This window comes from Sulfurovum sp. MH2-6 (assembly GCF_058374785.1).
On the sequence record NZ_CM178170.1, the window covers coordinates 1,493,505 to 1,508,016 of the forward strand.

General features: G+C 45.8%; 19 protein-coding genes. 17 read left to right on the top strand and 2 right to left on the bottom strand.

The window, feature by feature from the left end; all coding sequences use genetic code 11:
- The 6 genes from AC4JOV_RS07640 to AC4JOV_RS07665 all read left to right on the top strand — a co-directional run bounded on the left by AC4JOV_RS07640 (position 1) and on the right by AC4JOV_RS07665 (position 4,795).
- Positions 1-438, top strand: coding sequence for a bacteriohemerythrin (locus AC4JOV_RS07640; RefSeq protein WP_229938175.1), 438 nt, complete (start codon positions 1-3; stop codon positions 436-438).
- Between the two features lie 62 nt (positions 439-500).
- The gene (locus AC4JOV_RS07645) at positions 501-1,571 is read left to right on the top strand and encodes a response regulator (RefSeq protein ID WP_229938174.1); all 1,071 of its coding nucleotides are present in this window, start codon (positions 501-503) and stop codon (positions 1,569-1,571) included.
- A gap of 121 nt (positions 1,572-1,692) precedes the next feature.
- On the top strand, positions 1,693-2,796 hold the full coding sequence (gene ychF, locus AC4JOV_RS07650) for a redox-regulated ATPase YchF (protein ID WP_229938173.1): 1,104 nt from the start codon (positions 1,693-1,695) through the stop codon (positions 2,794-2,796).
- Positions 2,797-2,891: 95 nt separating this feature from the next.
- On the top strand, positions 2,892-3,353 hold the full coding sequence (locus tag AC4JOV_RS07655) for a DUF302 domain-containing protein (RefSeq protein ID WP_229938172.1): 462 nt from the start codon (positions 2,892-2,894) through the stop codon (positions 3,351-3,353).
- A gap of 4 nt (positions 3,354-3,357) precedes the next feature.
- Positions 3,358-3,840, top strand: a complete 483-nt coding sequence (locus AC4JOV_RS07660) for a YehS family protein (protein WP_229938171.1) — start codon at positions 3,358-3,360, stop codon at positions 3,838-3,840.
- A gap of 202 nt (positions 3,841-4,042) precedes the next feature.
- Positions 4,043-4,795 carry a sulfite exporter TauE/SafE family protein gene (locus tag AC4JOV_RS07665; RefSeq protein ID WP_491522129.1) on the top strand — a complete coding sequence of 251 codons (753 nt, stop codon included), beginning with the start codon at positions 4,043-4,045 and terminating at the stop codon, positions 4,793-4,795.
- A 184-nt stretch (positions 4,796-4,979) separates the two neighbouring features.
- On the opposite strand, the gene budA is transcribed toward AC4JOV_RS07665, so the two are convergent.
- Entirely contained in the window at positions 4,980-5,702 is a 723-nt protein-coding gene (budA, locus tag AC4JOV_RS07670; protein WP_229938169.1) for an acetolactate decarboxylase, read from the bottom strand.
- Positions 5,703-6,228: 526 nt separating this feature from the next.
- On the opposite strand from budA, the gene AC4JOV_RS07675 reads away from it, so the two are divergent.
- The 7 genes from AC4JOV_RS07675 (at position 6,229) to AC4JOV_RS07705 (ending at position 11,249) form a co-directional block, all read left to right on the top strand.
- The gene (locus tag AC4JOV_RS07675; RefSeq protein ID WP_229938168.1) at positions 6,229-6,567 is read left to right on the top strand and encodes a tRNA-binding protein; all 339 of its coding nucleotides are present in this window, start codon (positions 6,229-6,231) and stop codon (positions 6,565-6,567) included.
- 56 nt (positions 6,568-6,623) lie between these two features.
- Positions 6,624-6,890: a DUF1330 domain-containing protein gene (locus tag AC4JOV_RS07680; protein ID WP_491522206.1), complete on the top strand. Its 267-nt coding sequence runs from the start codon at positions 6,624-6,626 to the stop codon at positions 6,888-6,890.
- Between the two features lie 128 nt (positions 6,891-7,018).
- Complete coding sequence (locus tag AC4JOV_RS07685; RefSeq protein ID WP_229938166.1) at positions 7,019-7,207, top strand: hypothetical protein; 189 nt, start codon at positions 7,019-7,021, stop codon at positions 7,205-7,207.
- A gap of 123 nt (positions 7,208-7,330) precedes the next feature.
- Complete coding sequence (locus AC4JOV_RS07690; RefSeq protein WP_229938165.1) at positions 7,331-8,263, top strand: metal ABC transporter solute-binding protein, Zn/Mn family; 933 nt, start codon at positions 7,331-7,333, stop codon at positions 8,261-8,263.
- Between the two features lie 3 nt (positions 8,264-8,266).
- The gene (locus AC4JOV_RS07695) at positions 8,267-9,052 is read left to right on the top strand and encodes a metal ABC transporter ATP-binding protein (RefSeq protein WP_229938164.1); all 786 of its coding nucleotides are present in this window, start codon (positions 8,267-8,269) and stop codon (positions 9,050-9,052) included.
- On the top strand, positions 9,049-9,858 hold the full coding sequence (locus AC4JOV_RS07700; protein WP_229938163.1) for a metal ABC transporter permease: 810 nt from the start codon (positions 9,049-9,051) through the stop codon (positions 9,856-9,858). Before AC4JOV_RS07695 ends, AC4JOV_RS07700 begins: the two co-directional genes overlap by 4 nt.
- Positions 9,855-11,249, top strand: a complete 1,395-nt coding sequence (locus AC4JOV_RS07705; RefSeq protein ID WP_229938162.1) for a HoxN/HupN/NixA family nickel/cobalt transporter — start codon at positions 9,855-9,857, stop codon at positions 11,247-11,249. The genes AC4JOV_RS07700 and AC4JOV_RS07705 overlap by 4 nt, the downstream gene beginning before the upstream one ends.
- A 130-nt stretch (positions 11,250-11,379) precedes the next feature.
- Here AC4JOV_RS07705 and AC4JOV_RS07710 read toward each other — a convergent pair whose 3' ends face one another.
- Complete coding sequence (locus AC4JOV_RS07710; RefSeq protein WP_229938161.1) at positions 11,380-12,645, bottom strand: DNA polymerase Y family protein; 1,266 nt, start codon at positions 12,643-12,645, stop codon at positions 11,380-11,382.
- Between the two features lie 74 nt (positions 12,646-12,719).
- Between AC4JOV_RS07710 and AC4JOV_RS07715 the strand changes: the two genes are divergently transcribed.
- Genes AC4JOV_RS07715 through AC4JOV_RS07730 form a run of 4 tightly spaced genes read left to right on the top strand, consistent with a single transcriptional unit; the run spans position 12,720 to position 14,511 of the window.
- Entirely contained in the window at positions 12,720-13,031 is a 312-nt protein-coding gene (locus AC4JOV_RS07715) for an ArsR/SmtB family transcription factor (protein WP_229938160.1), read from the top strand.
- On the top strand, positions 13,024-13,422 hold the full coding sequence (locus AC4JOV_RS07720) for a hypothetical protein (RefSeq protein WP_229938159.1): 399 nt from the start codon (positions 13,024-13,026) through the stop codon (positions 13,420-13,422). The genes AC4JOV_RS07715 and AC4JOV_RS07720 overlap by 8 nt, the downstream gene beginning before the upstream one ends.
- Before the next feature lie 8 nt (positions 13,423-13,430).
- The gene (locus tag AC4JOV_RS07725) at positions 13,431-14,051 is read left to right on the top strand and encodes an ACP phosphodiesterase (RefSeq protein WP_229938158.1); all 621 of its coding nucleotides are present in this window, start codon (positions 13,431-13,433) and stop codon (positions 14,049-14,051) included.
- The gene (locus AC4JOV_RS07730) at positions 14,044-14,511 is read left to right on the top strand and encodes a Mut7-C RNAse domain-containing protein (RefSeq protein WP_229938157.1); all 468 of its coding nucleotides are present in this window, start codon (positions 14,044-14,046) and stop codon (positions 14,509-14,511) included. The genes AC4JOV_RS07725 and AC4JOV_RS07730 overlap by 8 nt, the downstream gene beginning before the upstream one ends.
- Position 14,512 lies beyond the last annotated feature (1 nt).

Genomic DNA, 14,512 nt, shown 5'->3' on the forward strand with positions numbered 1-14,512 from the left:
ATGCTTCTGGATATTGATACACTTCCCTTGGTAGATATGGCGTTTATGAACGAAGTACACCAAGAGGATGTGCATCTGATCAACCGTCTCTTTGAAACACTCTTAGCTTATGAGAGTGAGCCTACAGAAAAGAACGCTTTAGCGGTAGATAGCTCTTTAGAAAAGTGGTACACCCATACCGTCTCACACTTTGAGGGGGAAGAGGTGAAGATGAGAGAAAGCGGTTTTCCCCCTTATGCCATGCATAAAGGTGAACATGACAGGGTACTTGGAGAGATATCCAGCCTGATGGAACAATGGAAAGGGACCAGGGAACCGAAGCCTCTCAAGATCTACCTGATCGAAGTACTGCCTCACTGGCTTGTGACACATATAGAGACGATGGATACGGTGACAGCCAGATTTCTCAAGAGAAGCATAAGTCCGTCTAATATATAATAAAATGAAAGAAATATTTTTTAATATTTGTATCACTATCCAAATATGCAGAAGGGGATTCGATGCCTCCATCAAATACATCATCTTTGATTGACCTGTTTTTGATCGTTTCTCTTTTCATATCACTTCTTGCGGTCTCTCTCTATGCTTACACAAGAAACAAGAGCAAACAGAGACAAACAGACTCCCCGTTATCGACATCCAAACAGATAAAAAGTTATGCAGATAAAACCAATATCTCACCCTATACAGACAAAACGTATGAACATACATCTTCCCCTCAAACGCTACGTCAACGTCCAAGAAATCTCCCCTACACGACAAGGGAACCTTTTGAAGAGGCAGAAAATATCACAGTAGATGACTTCTATAACTTTAAAGGAGCAAGGGTCCTGCTTGTGGAGGATAACAAGATCAATCAAAAGATCCTCCAGGGGATATTGCAAAAATCAGGGATACTTATCACTATCGCCAACAACGGAAAAGAAGCACTGGAGCAGCTCCATCTTCCCGATAGGGAGTTTGACCTGGTATTGATGGATATCAGTATGCCTCTGATGGATGGATATACCTGTACAGAAAAGATCAGAAATAATCATCATTTTGATACGCTGCCTATCATCACCTTCACCGCATTTACCATGGGCAAAGAGCTAGAGCGTATGTATGCAGCCGGTGCGAATGGATATATGACAAAACCCCTGAATATCGGACGGCTTTATACGCTGTTTCAAACCTACCTGGGCCATATTCTAAGACCTGTCTCTACGCTTTCCGCACTTAAGATGAAAGGATTGGATGTGGAAGCAGGCATCGCTGCCTATGAAGGGGATGAACAGCTCTATAAACAGATGCTCAGAGAGTTTATCGCTTTAAACGGCAGCCTTGTCAAACAGATGCCAAAGTGGATCGAAGCGCAAGAGTATGAGAAGATCAAACTTGCATGTGTAAAGATCGGCCCCAAACTCCACTCACTGGGTGCTTATGAAATGGATGAAGCGGTAGCGAGAATGAAAAAGTTTTTTATCTACGGTACAGAACACCGTATCGAAGAGTTCAAAGAGGTTTTCCCCGAGAAACTGAACAGACTTATCATTGCGATGAGACTCTATCTTCAAGATGAGATCCTCTAAAACGCACAACATCATGCTGCATATAGACTCTTCTGATGCATACTTACGGGAAACTAACCCCCTCTTCACCAATTTTTAGCTAAAATCACAACCATTAAACTATAGTAACATAAGGAATGACATGGGACTAGGCATAGGACTTGTAGGATTACCGAATGTCGGTAAATCCACCACTTTTAACGCACTGACAAAAGCACAAAATGCTGAGAGTGCTAACTACCCTTTCTGTACGATCGAACCGAACAAGGCAGTCGTACCCGTACCGGACAAAAGACTTGACGAACTCGCAAAGATCGTCAACCCGGAACGTCTCCAGCACTCTACACTCGATTTCGTAGATATCGCAGGACTTGTAAAAGGTGCTAGCAAAGGTGAAGGGCTTGGGAACAAATTCCTTTCAAATATCCGTGAAACAGAAGTGATCCTTCAAATTGTTAGATGTTTTGAAGATGAGAACATCACCCACACTGAGGGGAGTATCGATCCGATCAGAGATATCGAGATCATTGAGCAGGAGCTTCTTTTGGCAGATATGGATTCACTGGAAAAGCGTATCGACAGCCTGAAGAAAAAAGCCAAAGGTAAAGATAGAGATGCCGTAGCACAACTGGCGATCGCTGAAGAGCTTATGGAGTTTATCGCAGAAGGAAACCCTGTATCAAGTTTTGAAAAAGTCGATGAAGATATCTTCAAACTCATGAACAGAGACCTCAGATTCCTTACAAGCAAAGAGATCATGTATGGTGCAAATGTCGATGAAGACGGACTCGCTGAAGACAACGAGTATGTCCAGGCGGTCAAAGCCTATGCTGCCGAGCGTAACAGAGAGGTGATCAAACTCTGTGCCAAAGTGGAAGAGGAGATGGTGGAGTTCGATGAAGAAGAGAAAGCCGAGATGCTCGAGTCACTCGGTGTAGAGGAGTCAGGACTTGACCAGATCATCCATAAAGGATTTGATAAACTGGGACTCATGAGCTACTTCACTGCAGGTGTCAAAGAGGTACGTGCATGGACGATCCGTAAAGGTACGACTGCTCCGAAAGCTGCAGCCGTGATCCACAATGACTTTGAAAAAGGCTTTATCCGTGCAGAAGTGATCAGCTATGAGGACTTTATCGCGTGCGGTGGGGAGCAAGGTGCCAAAGAGGCAGGGAAGAACAGACTTGAAGGTAAAGAGTACATCGTACAAGACGGCGATGTGATGCACTTCAGATTTAACGTATAAGTGTGGAAGTTGAGGCAAAACCTCTATAACAACGCCAGCGTTGTGAGCCCTCCGCTTAGAAGCTTGGCTTTTAAGCACATTAGCAAAGGAATGAGATGAGAAATTTAATAGTAGCTGCGTTGATACTGTTTGCTCTGGCAGGATGTGAGAACAAGAAGGGTGCATTTATCGAAGAGGTACCGAGCCAAAACAAAGCACCTGCTGCGATCGCCAAGCTGAAGAAGATCATCAAGGAGAGAGGACTCACCCACTTTGCCACGATCGATCACTCCGAAAATGCCAAGTCTCTCAATATGGCGCTCAAACAGAACACGGTAGTGGAGTTTGAGAATCCTCTCACCGCTACGGTACTGATGCAGTGCAACCCCTCGATGGGGATGGATCTTCCCCTGAAGATGCTCTTTACCACAACCTATGAGGGAGAGACGACCATCTCATACACCAACCCGGAGTACTGGTCTTTAAAACACAACATCAAAGACAAGAACTGCCTGAAGCTCATCAATGAACTGACCAAGGGCATGCGAGACCTCGCAGAAGAAGTAGCAAAGAAGTAGACACATGATCATCACAACCAACGATATCCTCTACAGGATCAAAAAAGCCCTGCACCTCACCAATGAAGAGATACTAAAAGCCTATGGTTTGGAGGAGTATGAAATGACTCCGGAGCATCTGGAGAGCCTGCTCAAACGCCGTCAGGATAAGGGCTTTGAACAATGCAGCTATGAAGAGCTGGGGGTCTTTCTGGATGGACTGGTCACACTCAAGCGCGGCCCTGCTCCGCAGAAGAAAAATGAAGAGGAAGCGGTAGAACTTACCAACAATCTCATCCTCAAAAAGCTCCGTATCGCACTCAACCTCAAAGAGCACGAACTTCAGATGCTCTTTGCCCTGGTAGATGTAGAGCTGAGCAAACAACAGCTCTCTTCCCTCTTCCGCAAAGAGAGCCACAAAAACTTCAAACCCTGCTCGGATGAACTCCTGGATGCCTTCTTGGAAGGATTGGACGAGTTTTACTATGAAGGGGGAGAAGAGTACTAAGACTCTACTCTTCTCTTCTAAATCTGTTCCATCCGAGATCTTTCGCGTAGGGTGCGTAGCCACGCACCAAAACAGTAGTAGGTTTGGCACTGCCAAACGTCTCTTGAGAAGATAATGCTGATACAAAGCGATGCGATGATGATAAATAAGATACAAGATATTCATGCCGACCCGCTGAAACGCGGATATGGTAATGGTACCGGTGACTGGAGATAAATTGGAATATCTTTTTTATTTTTTCTTAACTTTTATCATCTCTACCATTTTTTCTATTGGAGGGGTTGGTTCATCGGTGGCGCTTATCCCATTTTTAAATTTATTTGGAGTGGGATTTGATATGGCCAAAGCCTCTGGACTTTTTTCCAATACCCTTTCAACCATCAGCGCTTCCATTCTTAATTTTAAAAAAGGGTTAGTGGGTATCAAAGAGGTACTCCCCTTCGCACTGGCTACTACAATCTTCGCACCGCTTGGAGCTTATAGTTCTACATTTTTGGATACGGAGTATGTGAAGTTTGGATTTGGGATATTTTTATTCATAAGTGCTACTTTGATGCTTAAAGGGAAACCATCAAGTCATGTGCATACACAAATCAAATGGCTTATGATTTTTGGTGGAATACTCGTTGGATATATAAGTGGAATTTTAGGAATTGGCGGTGGTGCAATCATCGTGCCACTTTTAATATATCTTGGATATGAAGCAAAAAAAGTAGCGATTTTGGTAAGTTTTATAATCCCTTTTTCAACACTTTTTGCATTTAGCACTTACCTCTTTTTGATAGAGATTGATTGGTTGCTTTTAGGTGCTGTTGCGATTGGATCAATTCTAGGCGGGATTGTAGGAAATCATTTGATGATCTATAAACTTTCACAAACTCAAATAAAGAGATTTTTAGCGATTATCCTTTATCTTTTGGGCATAAAAATTATATGGGCGTTTATCTGTGGATAAAAAACAGACTTTTCAATAAGCGATATTTTTCTCCTACGCCCCAAGCTACAGCTTGGGATGCAAACTTTTCCTCGTCTCACCTCTCCGTAGGTGAGATGCAGACACTACGACTTTGTTTCTTGGGTATTGCTTCCACCTATCGGTGGTATTGATTGTTTTAACTGAGATATGCCCTGCACTAGGCTTATTTTTCCACTTTTTCCAGTGCGGCCGTTGTGTCGTGGGAAAAGTCCCGGGTCAGGTAGTCTCGGGTCATCGGCAGGGAGAGTTCGAGGGCATGGATGACCTGGACCTCTACGGTGACCGTTTCGGGGCGGCATGAGAGCAGGTGGCCGCCGCGGCGGCGGTCGTTTGTGAGAAAGTGCAGATGCAGGCCCGGCACGTTGAGCGAGGCCATGAACGCCGGGGTAAAAAATCCGACGAGGCACCCCTCTGTATCCTTAAAGTCGAAGGTATGCTGTTCGTGCGCCGCTTCATCAAGCGGGCGGTAGTTGTGCTGTTTGGGGACGGAGCGTGCCCGGATGTGGCTGAAGCTTCCCGTAACGCGGATGGCGTAGAAGAGGTTCGGCGAAGGGAAGAGGCTTTCGAGACGTTCCTGGAAAGTCTCGTAATCCATCCCTTCGTCGAAGGTCGTCGAAAAGGTCGGTTCGAAAAAGGTAACAACCGCAAAAGGAGTGTGAAGCTCCTCACTCACCTCATGCGCCTCACCGTCAGCGGTGATCTGGTAGATCTTGCCACCGAGCATCACCATCTCACCATCGAGGTCGTCAAAGGTTCCCAGCCCAAAGTCTCCGTGGCGTTTGACCTCGGCAAAAGGGATGTTCTCTTCATACAGCCCCTCAACCAAGGCATTAACCGGTGCGCAGAGATAAAGCGGGCGAGCAGAGGCGGTTCGCTTGGCAGGCATCGTAACTCCTTTTTCAAATGCTGTTGTTATCTCCTCATTATAGCACAGCGGTGTTATCCCGACACCATGTTCAACTATCGGCTATTCCCTCGTCACCAAACTCCAGCAGATGTGAAAGAACTCCCGACAAGCGTGCATGTGCGCTCATGGGTGTAGCGTATCAAGGTGTAGCTAAGGAGAGTGCTCACTGGAGGGTGGATAAAATCCACCATCATGGTGGGATGTTCCCACCCTACGAAAAATCCGTTCGTACTGCATTGCGTAGGTTTGGCACTGCCAAACATCTCTTGCGAAGATCATACTGCTACAAAATAGATTTATACCAATCCTGAGAAGCGTAGATATATAGACGGTACCACTGATTGAAGATATAGTCCGGCAAGGAATTATGTGTATATGGATGGTTTACTGGGAATTAAGAGGTTTTGGTGATACAATAATAGGTATGGCACTCCCCAAGCTCCAGTTTGCGGGACGAGGAAGAAGAAAGAACTGGAAATAAACATTATACCGACCAGGAGAATAAATGAAAACTATAGAGTGGAATGACTTTCAAAAAGTCGATATTAGAGTCGGAACCATCATCGAAGTAGAAGATTTTCCGGAAGCAAAGAAACCTGCCTTTAAATTGAAAGTAGACTTTGGAGAGGAGATCGGTGTGAAAAAATCCAGTGCACAAATAACAGAGTTATATACAAAAGATATGTTATTAAATAAGCAGGTGTTAGCTGTCGTTAATTTCCCACCAAAACAAATTGGCCCTATGATATCCGAATGTTTGGTTACAGGGCTGCATAGACCTGATGGTTCAGTCGTACTTTCGACTGTTGATATGGAGTTACCAAACGGTGCCAGGTTGGCATAATCAAAACTTAGAGAGCATTAAAAGATATAAATTTGAAAAAAATAATTTTTGTAGTGATGATTGAAGAAATATTTGATGAGAACATGTATGCAGAGTATATCGATCAAGTTGTAAAAATTATTCAGGCACATCAGGGTGAATATATTGCCAGAAGCAATAAGATAATACCTTTGAGTGGGGAAAAGCCTGAAAGATCTATCATTATAGCCTTCAACTCAATGAAAGAAGCAAAAGAGTGCTTTTTTTCAGTAGAATATTCCAAAATAAAACATCTAAGAGAAAACAGTACAAAATCAAGAGCTTTCCTTATTGAAAACGATTGAGATGTAACAATATGAGAACCTACAACTCTTTACTGGTTTCCAAATTTTTTGTGGAAATCCATACAGATATATAGGATAGAATAATAATGTATACACTTGTATAATCAAACCCAAAGAAAGGAAATAAAATGGAAAATGAAAAAAACTTACAGGAAGATACGGTAAATGAAGATTTTGAAATGCATCTAGACTCTCTCAAAGAGAGATACAGTCAAAGTACATTGAAAGAGAAACATAAACTCAATGAACATATCAAGCATATTTTGGAAATACACGGCAACCTGGACACAGAAACCATAGAAAAAGAGTTAAAATAATATAGATGAAACAAGCTGGAATTTTATCTCCCAAAGCTCCGGCTTGCACTTAAGGAAAAAATTTATCAAAAATCATTATCACTATTATCTACCACTGCGGGACAATTCGCTATAATGCCGATTATGAAAAAATTACTACTTATTATCACACTATTAACGTCATATCTCTCTGCAAATATCAAAACCGTTGTCAGTATCTTACCCCAAAAAACTTTCGTTGAAGCGATCGGTGGGGAGAAGGTGGAGATAGCCCTTATGGTCAAACCGGGGAACTCGCCACACACCTATGAGCCTAAACCTTCACAGATGAAAGAGATCACCAAAGCGGAACTCTACTTTAAAATCGGTGTAGAGTTTGAACAGGTATGGATGGAGAAGTTCAGCAGTCTCAATGCGAATATGAAGATCATAGACCTCTCACAGGGGATAGAGAAACTGCCGATGGTATCCCATGAACACCATGATGAAGATAAAGCAGAGGATCATGATAAAGAGCATGACGTGCATCAGCATCATGAAGAGGATGAGCACCACGATGATGCAGAGCACCATGAAGAGCATGACCATAAGGGTACCCTCGACCCGCATATCTGGACCGATCCGAAAAACGTGCTGACTATCGCAAAGAATATCTATGCAGCACTCAGCAAAGCAGATCCGGAAAATGCAGCCTACTATAAGAAAAACCTTGAAACCTTCACGGCACAGGTCAAAGAGACAGATGAGGCGGTCAAAAAGATATTGGCAAACACGCCTGAAGATGCAGCCTTTATGGTCTTCCACCCGGCATGGGGGTACTTCGCAAAAGCCTATGGGCTGGAACAACTTCCTGTAGAGGTCGAAGGTAAAGCACCAAAGCCTCAAGAGCTTATGCATTTGATCGAAGAGGCAAAGAAGAACAAGGTAAAAGCGATCTTTACGCAGCCCGAGTTCTCTGATGCGACAGCCAAGCTGATCTCAGAAGAGCTCGGTATCAAGGTGATCAAGGTTTCTCCGCTCGCACCCAACTGGTCACAGAACCTGATCAACTTAGCCAACGCTGTTGCAGGGAAGTAAGCTATGAGTGTGATCGACGTCACCAATGTGAGCTTTTCTTACGAGAAAGAGCTGATCCTTGAAGAGATCAATCTTAGTGTTCAAAAAGAGGACTTCCTGGCGATCATCGGCCCGAACGGCGGAGGTAAATCCACCCTCCTCAAGGTTATCCTTGGTATCCTCAATCCCAAAAAAGGGACGGTCAAAGTATTGGGGAAAGAACCGAGCAAAAACCTCTCTCATATAGGGTATGTACCGCAAAACACCAATGTCAATACTGATTTCCCTATCAAGGTGATCGAAGTGGTGATGATGGGGCATGTGGGCGGAAAGCGTCCGCTATTCGGTTATGGCAAAGAGGAGATCTCCTGTGCGATGGGAGCATTGGCACAGGTAGGCATGGAAGCCTATGCCGATCAGAAGATCGGCTCTCTCTCAGGAGGTCAGAGACAGCGTGTCATGATCGCCAGAGCGCTCTGTGCACACCCTTCCATCCTTATCCTTGATGAGCCCACTGCCAGCATCGATGTGGCAGGACAAAGAGATATCTACGAACTCCTTAAACTGCTTGCCAAGAGTGTAACGATCATCGTCGTCAGTCATGATATCTCAGTGATCCTGGAGTATGCCAACAAGGTAGCGCATATCAACAAAACACTCTCCTATCACGATATCTCCAACAAAGAGAAAACCTTCCATACCCACAGCAAAGGAGAGCACTTTTGTGAAGTGGAACTTCTGCAGATGCTGGGTTCCAAAAGCAGTTGTGAGGCGTGTGAACCTGTAGAAAAATGGAGGACAAAACCATGATAGAAGCACTCTCCTATGGATTTATCCAACATGCACTGATCGCCGGACTGCTGGTCAGTCTGACTTCCGGTATCATCGGGTCACTCATCGTGGTGAACCGTATGGTATTCCTGGCAGGAGGGATCGCTCATGCCTCCTACGGTGGGATCGGGCTTGCAGTCTTTTTGGGACTGCCGATCTTTTTGGGCGCATCCCTTTTCGCTGTAGGTGCGGCGCTTCTTGTCTCCGCGCTGACGCTCAGAAAACGTGAACGCATCGATACCTTTATCGGGCTGATCTGGGCGGTCGGAATGGCCATTGGTGTCATCCTTATCGATATCACTCCGGGATACAATGTGGATATGATGAGCTATCTCTTTGGCTCTATCCTGGCTGTAAGCAGTGAGGATCTCTACTTTATGGGGGCACTGCTCGGGGTGATCGTTGCAGTGATGGGCCTGAGATACCGTGATATCCTTGCTGTCTCTTATGACAGCGAATATGCGGCCCTTCGCGGTGTCAATGTACGCCTTTTCTATACACTGATCCTGATCCTCTCCGCACTGACAGTAGTGATCGCTATCAAAGTGGTGGGACTTATCCTGGTGATCGCCATGCTGACGATCCCGGTCTATATCGCAGAAAAACTCTCAAATTCCCTGGCGAAAATGATGCTCTACTCCGGACTTATCGCCACCCTCTTCACGTTGATAGGATTGGCAGTCTCTTATACCTATAACCTCACCTCGGGCGCTTCGATCATCATCATCTCGGCAGTAGGGCTTGGTATGTTTCTGCTTCTCAATAAGTTTAAGAGTGCTTCATGATCCTTTTTAGGACGCTGCTCTTTTTCCTACTCTTCAGCAGCTTTACCTTCGCGTGTGCGTTATGTAGGGCGCAGGTACCTCATGTCACCGTCTCTATCGAGGAGCATCATACAGCAGACCGCATAGAGCTGGACTTTACCTGGCGTTTCAAACAATACTTCTCTGCAGAAACCCTACTCAACCATGACAAAGACAGAGACGGTAAACTGAGTGCCGCAGAGCTTGATCAGATCACCACGACGTTTGCAGACTACCTTTCTCAGGACCACTATCTCACCTATATCAAGTATGTTGAAAATGTCGATGCCTATGATGTGGCACACTATCTCGACTTCTCTATCAGCAGGGTAAAGACCTATTACAAGTCTGATCAAATGTATTTTCAGTACCACCTCTCCCTATCCCAGAGACCCAGGGTGGGAGATGCGATATACCTTAGCATGTTTGACAAGCAGGGGTTTTTCAGATTTGCGATAGAGAAGGTTTCGCTGCAGGAGTCTGACAACAACTCGACCTTTATCGATGCGGGAAGCACCTCGTTCATTCCGTTAAATGATATGAAACTTGGCAGTTCAATAGAAAACATTCAAAACACACTAACGGATAGAGAAAACAACGCTACAGGTATGTTAGGCTTCCTGGGGGAGAAACTGCAACAGACAAAAGCGCATATTTTCGGACTGGTGAAACAGATCGAGCGTGAAGGGTCTATCCTTGCATACTTTTGGCTCCTTGCATTTTCTCTTATCTACGGGGTGATCCATGCCCTGGGTCCGGGACATGGCAAAAGTCTGGTCGCAGCCTATTTCCTGGGTAATAACCGCTCTGTTTTTAAAGCTTTCAGTGTCGCATCGCTGATCGGTGTGGTACATACCTTCTCTGCCTTTTTGCTGACCTTTGTGATCTATTTTGTCCTCAATACCTATCTCAGTACCTATTTTGCGGACCTGGAGTCAGTCACGATCAGGATCAGTGCCGTGATCATTATCGTCATTGCACTCTATCTGCTCTACAAAAGACTGCCGAAAAAAGAGAAGAAACAGCCTCTATGGTCTGCGACCCAGCCGCACCAGCATGCGAGCAGTTGCGGCTGTGGTGCCTGTCAGAGTACCTCTACCGATCTCGGCATTATCCTCTCGGCAGGTATCGTCCCCTGTCCGGGGACGATTACGATCTTTGTATTTTCGCTGAGCCTGGGTGCCTACTTTGTCGGTTTCCTCTCCGCTGTGTTCATGAGTATCGGAATGAGTATCGTGATATTTGCAGCTGCCCTGCTCTCTATCAAAGTACGTCAGAAGAGTACCTCCAACCATACACTGAGAAAAATACTCGATTACGGAAGCCTGCTCTTTATCTTTATACTGGGTGTCGTTCTCTTCTTTCTGGCATAGCGTGACAGTCTGGGTCACAGCGTGGGCTGGCAAGCTCACCGGAACCCTGCTTCGACAGGCTCAGCATGAACGGTACCAACATACCATCCAATCGTTCGTCCTGAGCCGGTCGAAGGACTTCCATGGATGCTTACAGCTCTCCCCCGCTTTTGATAATATCTATACCGAACTTCTCACGCAGTTTCTGCATCGACTCAGTAAGGCTGGAAGCCTTCTGATCCTCACCATAATGAAAGAGATCCATCGTGACCCCCTTCTCTTCTGCAAAGTTGGAGAGTGTAAGATTCAACTGTATGAGCGCATGGTTGGTATGGGTATCGATCTTGTTAAAGAGCTCCAACATCACCTCCTTGCAGTACTGTTCGCTAAAAAGCCTGTTAGCGTTGATAAACCCCTTTGATTTGCTGCGGTATTCATACCTGATCTTCAGTGCATAAGTGGTAGGCACGTGACCACCCTTATGGACAAGAAAGGCAAGGTGCCTGCAGAGGATCGTGATACGCCTGCGTATCTCATCACGGTTGGATTCCGGGTCAAATGTTCTGCCTATACCGATAGATTTTTTGGCATGGGCTACGGAGATCCCCTCTTCGTCGATGCCGCAGACACGGTCATAAAGCTGTTTTCCCGGTTTACCCCAGGAGTAAAAAAGCGCCTCTCTCCCTTTGATATCTCCAAGTGTACGAATCCCCCGTCCCGCTAAACGCTCCTGATATCCCCTGCCGATACCCGGAAACTTCTCTATGGGGATATCTTTGATAAAGTGGTCTACTTCACCCGGATAGACTACCTTGATACCGTCCGGTTTGGCAAATCCTGTGGCCAGCTTTGCGATCCACTTGCTTCCGGATACACCGATAGAGATCGGCAGTTTCATCTCCTTATACACCTTGTTTTTAAGCGCGAGTGCAAATGCTTCTATCTCGTGATCTGCTATCCACCCGCTTACATCACCGAAAAACTCATCGATACTGAACTGTTCTATGGAAGGGATCTCTCGCTCCAGCATCACTCTTAGCTGGTGTGAAAGTTTATGGTAGAGCGGATAGTCCGGCGGGATGACTGTAAGGTGCGGACAGTGCCTGAGTGCCTCGGCGACGCTCATCGCTGTTTTGACCCCGTATGCACGTGCTTCATAGGAAGCTGTCGTGATGATCCCCCGTACTCTTCCGTCAGGATCTACAAAGTACTCCTCAAAGCTTTTCCCCTCATTGCTGCTCAGAATGGAGCTGGTAAATGCACCATTGACGGCACTGAGGTATCTGCGCTCTTTTTTACGATCAAAGATACTCAGGTTGCTTCTTCCTCCCACTGCAATAGGGATACCATGCAACTCAGGCGCATCGATACGGTGTGCGGCTGCGAAAAAGCAGTCCAGATCAAGGTGCAACATCATAGTGTAACTCTATCCAATTTTTCAAAACAAGCCTCAAAATCTTTCAAAATGCGATATTTTGCTATACTTCTTTTATGGAAATCTTTTTACAAACAATCGGTGCAGTGAATGATGAGACAAGGATCAAACTCTTACGCTTTATAGATGAACACGGGCCTCTCTGTGTCTGTGAACTGGAAGAGTCCTTTGAGATGATCCAGTCTCGCATCTCACGCCACCTCAAGATACTCAAAGATGCCGGTTTCTTACGGGTGGAACGCCAGGGACGCTGGGCATACTACTCTATCCGTTCTCCTCTGGACAGCTTTCGACAGAATGTACTCAAGGAGATCAGTTATCTGGAGATAGAGCTTCCAAAATTGACTAAGGCATGTACCAATGATTAAAACCTCTATCTCTGTCATTATCCTCTTTTCTATCGTGACTGCGCTGGTATTTCTCTATTTTGCCGAGGATTTGGCAGAAGGGCTGTGTGAGAATAAGATATATGAAACATATCTCTCACCCGATCAATCGCTCAAAGCGGTTACTTTTCAAAGGGACTGCGGCGGGACAGACGGCGCTACAACGCAAATCTCTATCCTTGATGCAAGCCAAAGCCTGGAGAACAGGGCCGGTAATGTGTTTGTGGTAGCAGGAGCACCAAAGCATCAGGCACCCGATATCACATGGAACAGCGATCAGGAAGTCACCGTCCATTATCAGACCGATGGGAGTGAGATAAAGGCTGAAACCCATTGGGGAGCGAAGATCCCGCTCAAAATCAACTATCAGTAAACGATACAATGAACTGGCTCGCACACGTACTGCTCTCAGAAGCGAAAGTGGACTTCCAACTGGGTAACTACCTGGCAGACCCCATCAAAGGTAGAGCCTGGGAGAGTGCCAGTAGCGACCTGAAAAAGGGGCTAGCCGTTCACAAACTGATCGACAGCTATACCGACAGCCATGAGATCTTCTCTCTCAGTAAATCCAGACTGAGAGCGCACGGTCTGCTCAGGGGTGTGGTCATCGACCTGACCTATGACTATCTTCTCTCTAAGCACTGGGAGAAGTTCTCCAGGGTTCCCAGAAGGAGATTTATCACGGACTTTTATACCAATGCTATCAAACGCGCTCCTGCGCTCCCCCTGCAACACCAATCTCATATCCATAATCTTGTGAAGCAGGACAGGCTCAATAAGTACAACTCCCTTGAAGAGCTGCACAGGGTATTGATCAGTGTCGACAAGAGGTTATCTCCGAGACTTTTAGCCAGAGAGCGTGCAAGCGGCTACATTAATGAAGTGGCAGATGCAGAAGAAGCATTGGAAAAAGACTTTCTGGACTTTTTCCCTGACCTGTGCGACTATCTTAAACCCCATCTGGACCATCGCCATATCGGGCACTGGAGACTCTATGAGTAAGCTGCCTCGTGCGCCGAAATTTATCGCTGACTGTCATCTAGGAAGAGTGGCAAAATACCTGCGTATACTGGGGTATGATACCCTCTACTTCACCCATATCGAGGACAGTGACCTGATCAAAATGGCAAACGAAGAGGGGCGTATCATTCTGACAAGAGACCGTGAGCTTTCAGAGCGCAAGAGTGCCAACGCCTTTCTGCTGAGAGAGACAGATACCCAGGCACAGCTCAAAACGATACTCGAACACTTTGGACTCTCAAAGGAGATCAAGGAAAATTCACGCTGTACCGTCTGCAACACACCATTGGAGAGCGTCGATAAGGAGGAGCTCATCGACCGGCTGCCTGAAGGGGTCAAAAAACATTTTGAGTTTTTTGAGCGCTGCCCTACCTGCAACCGTATCTACTGGCATGGTGACCACTACCGCAATATGGTCGCTCTCCTCAAAGAGATCTCATAGG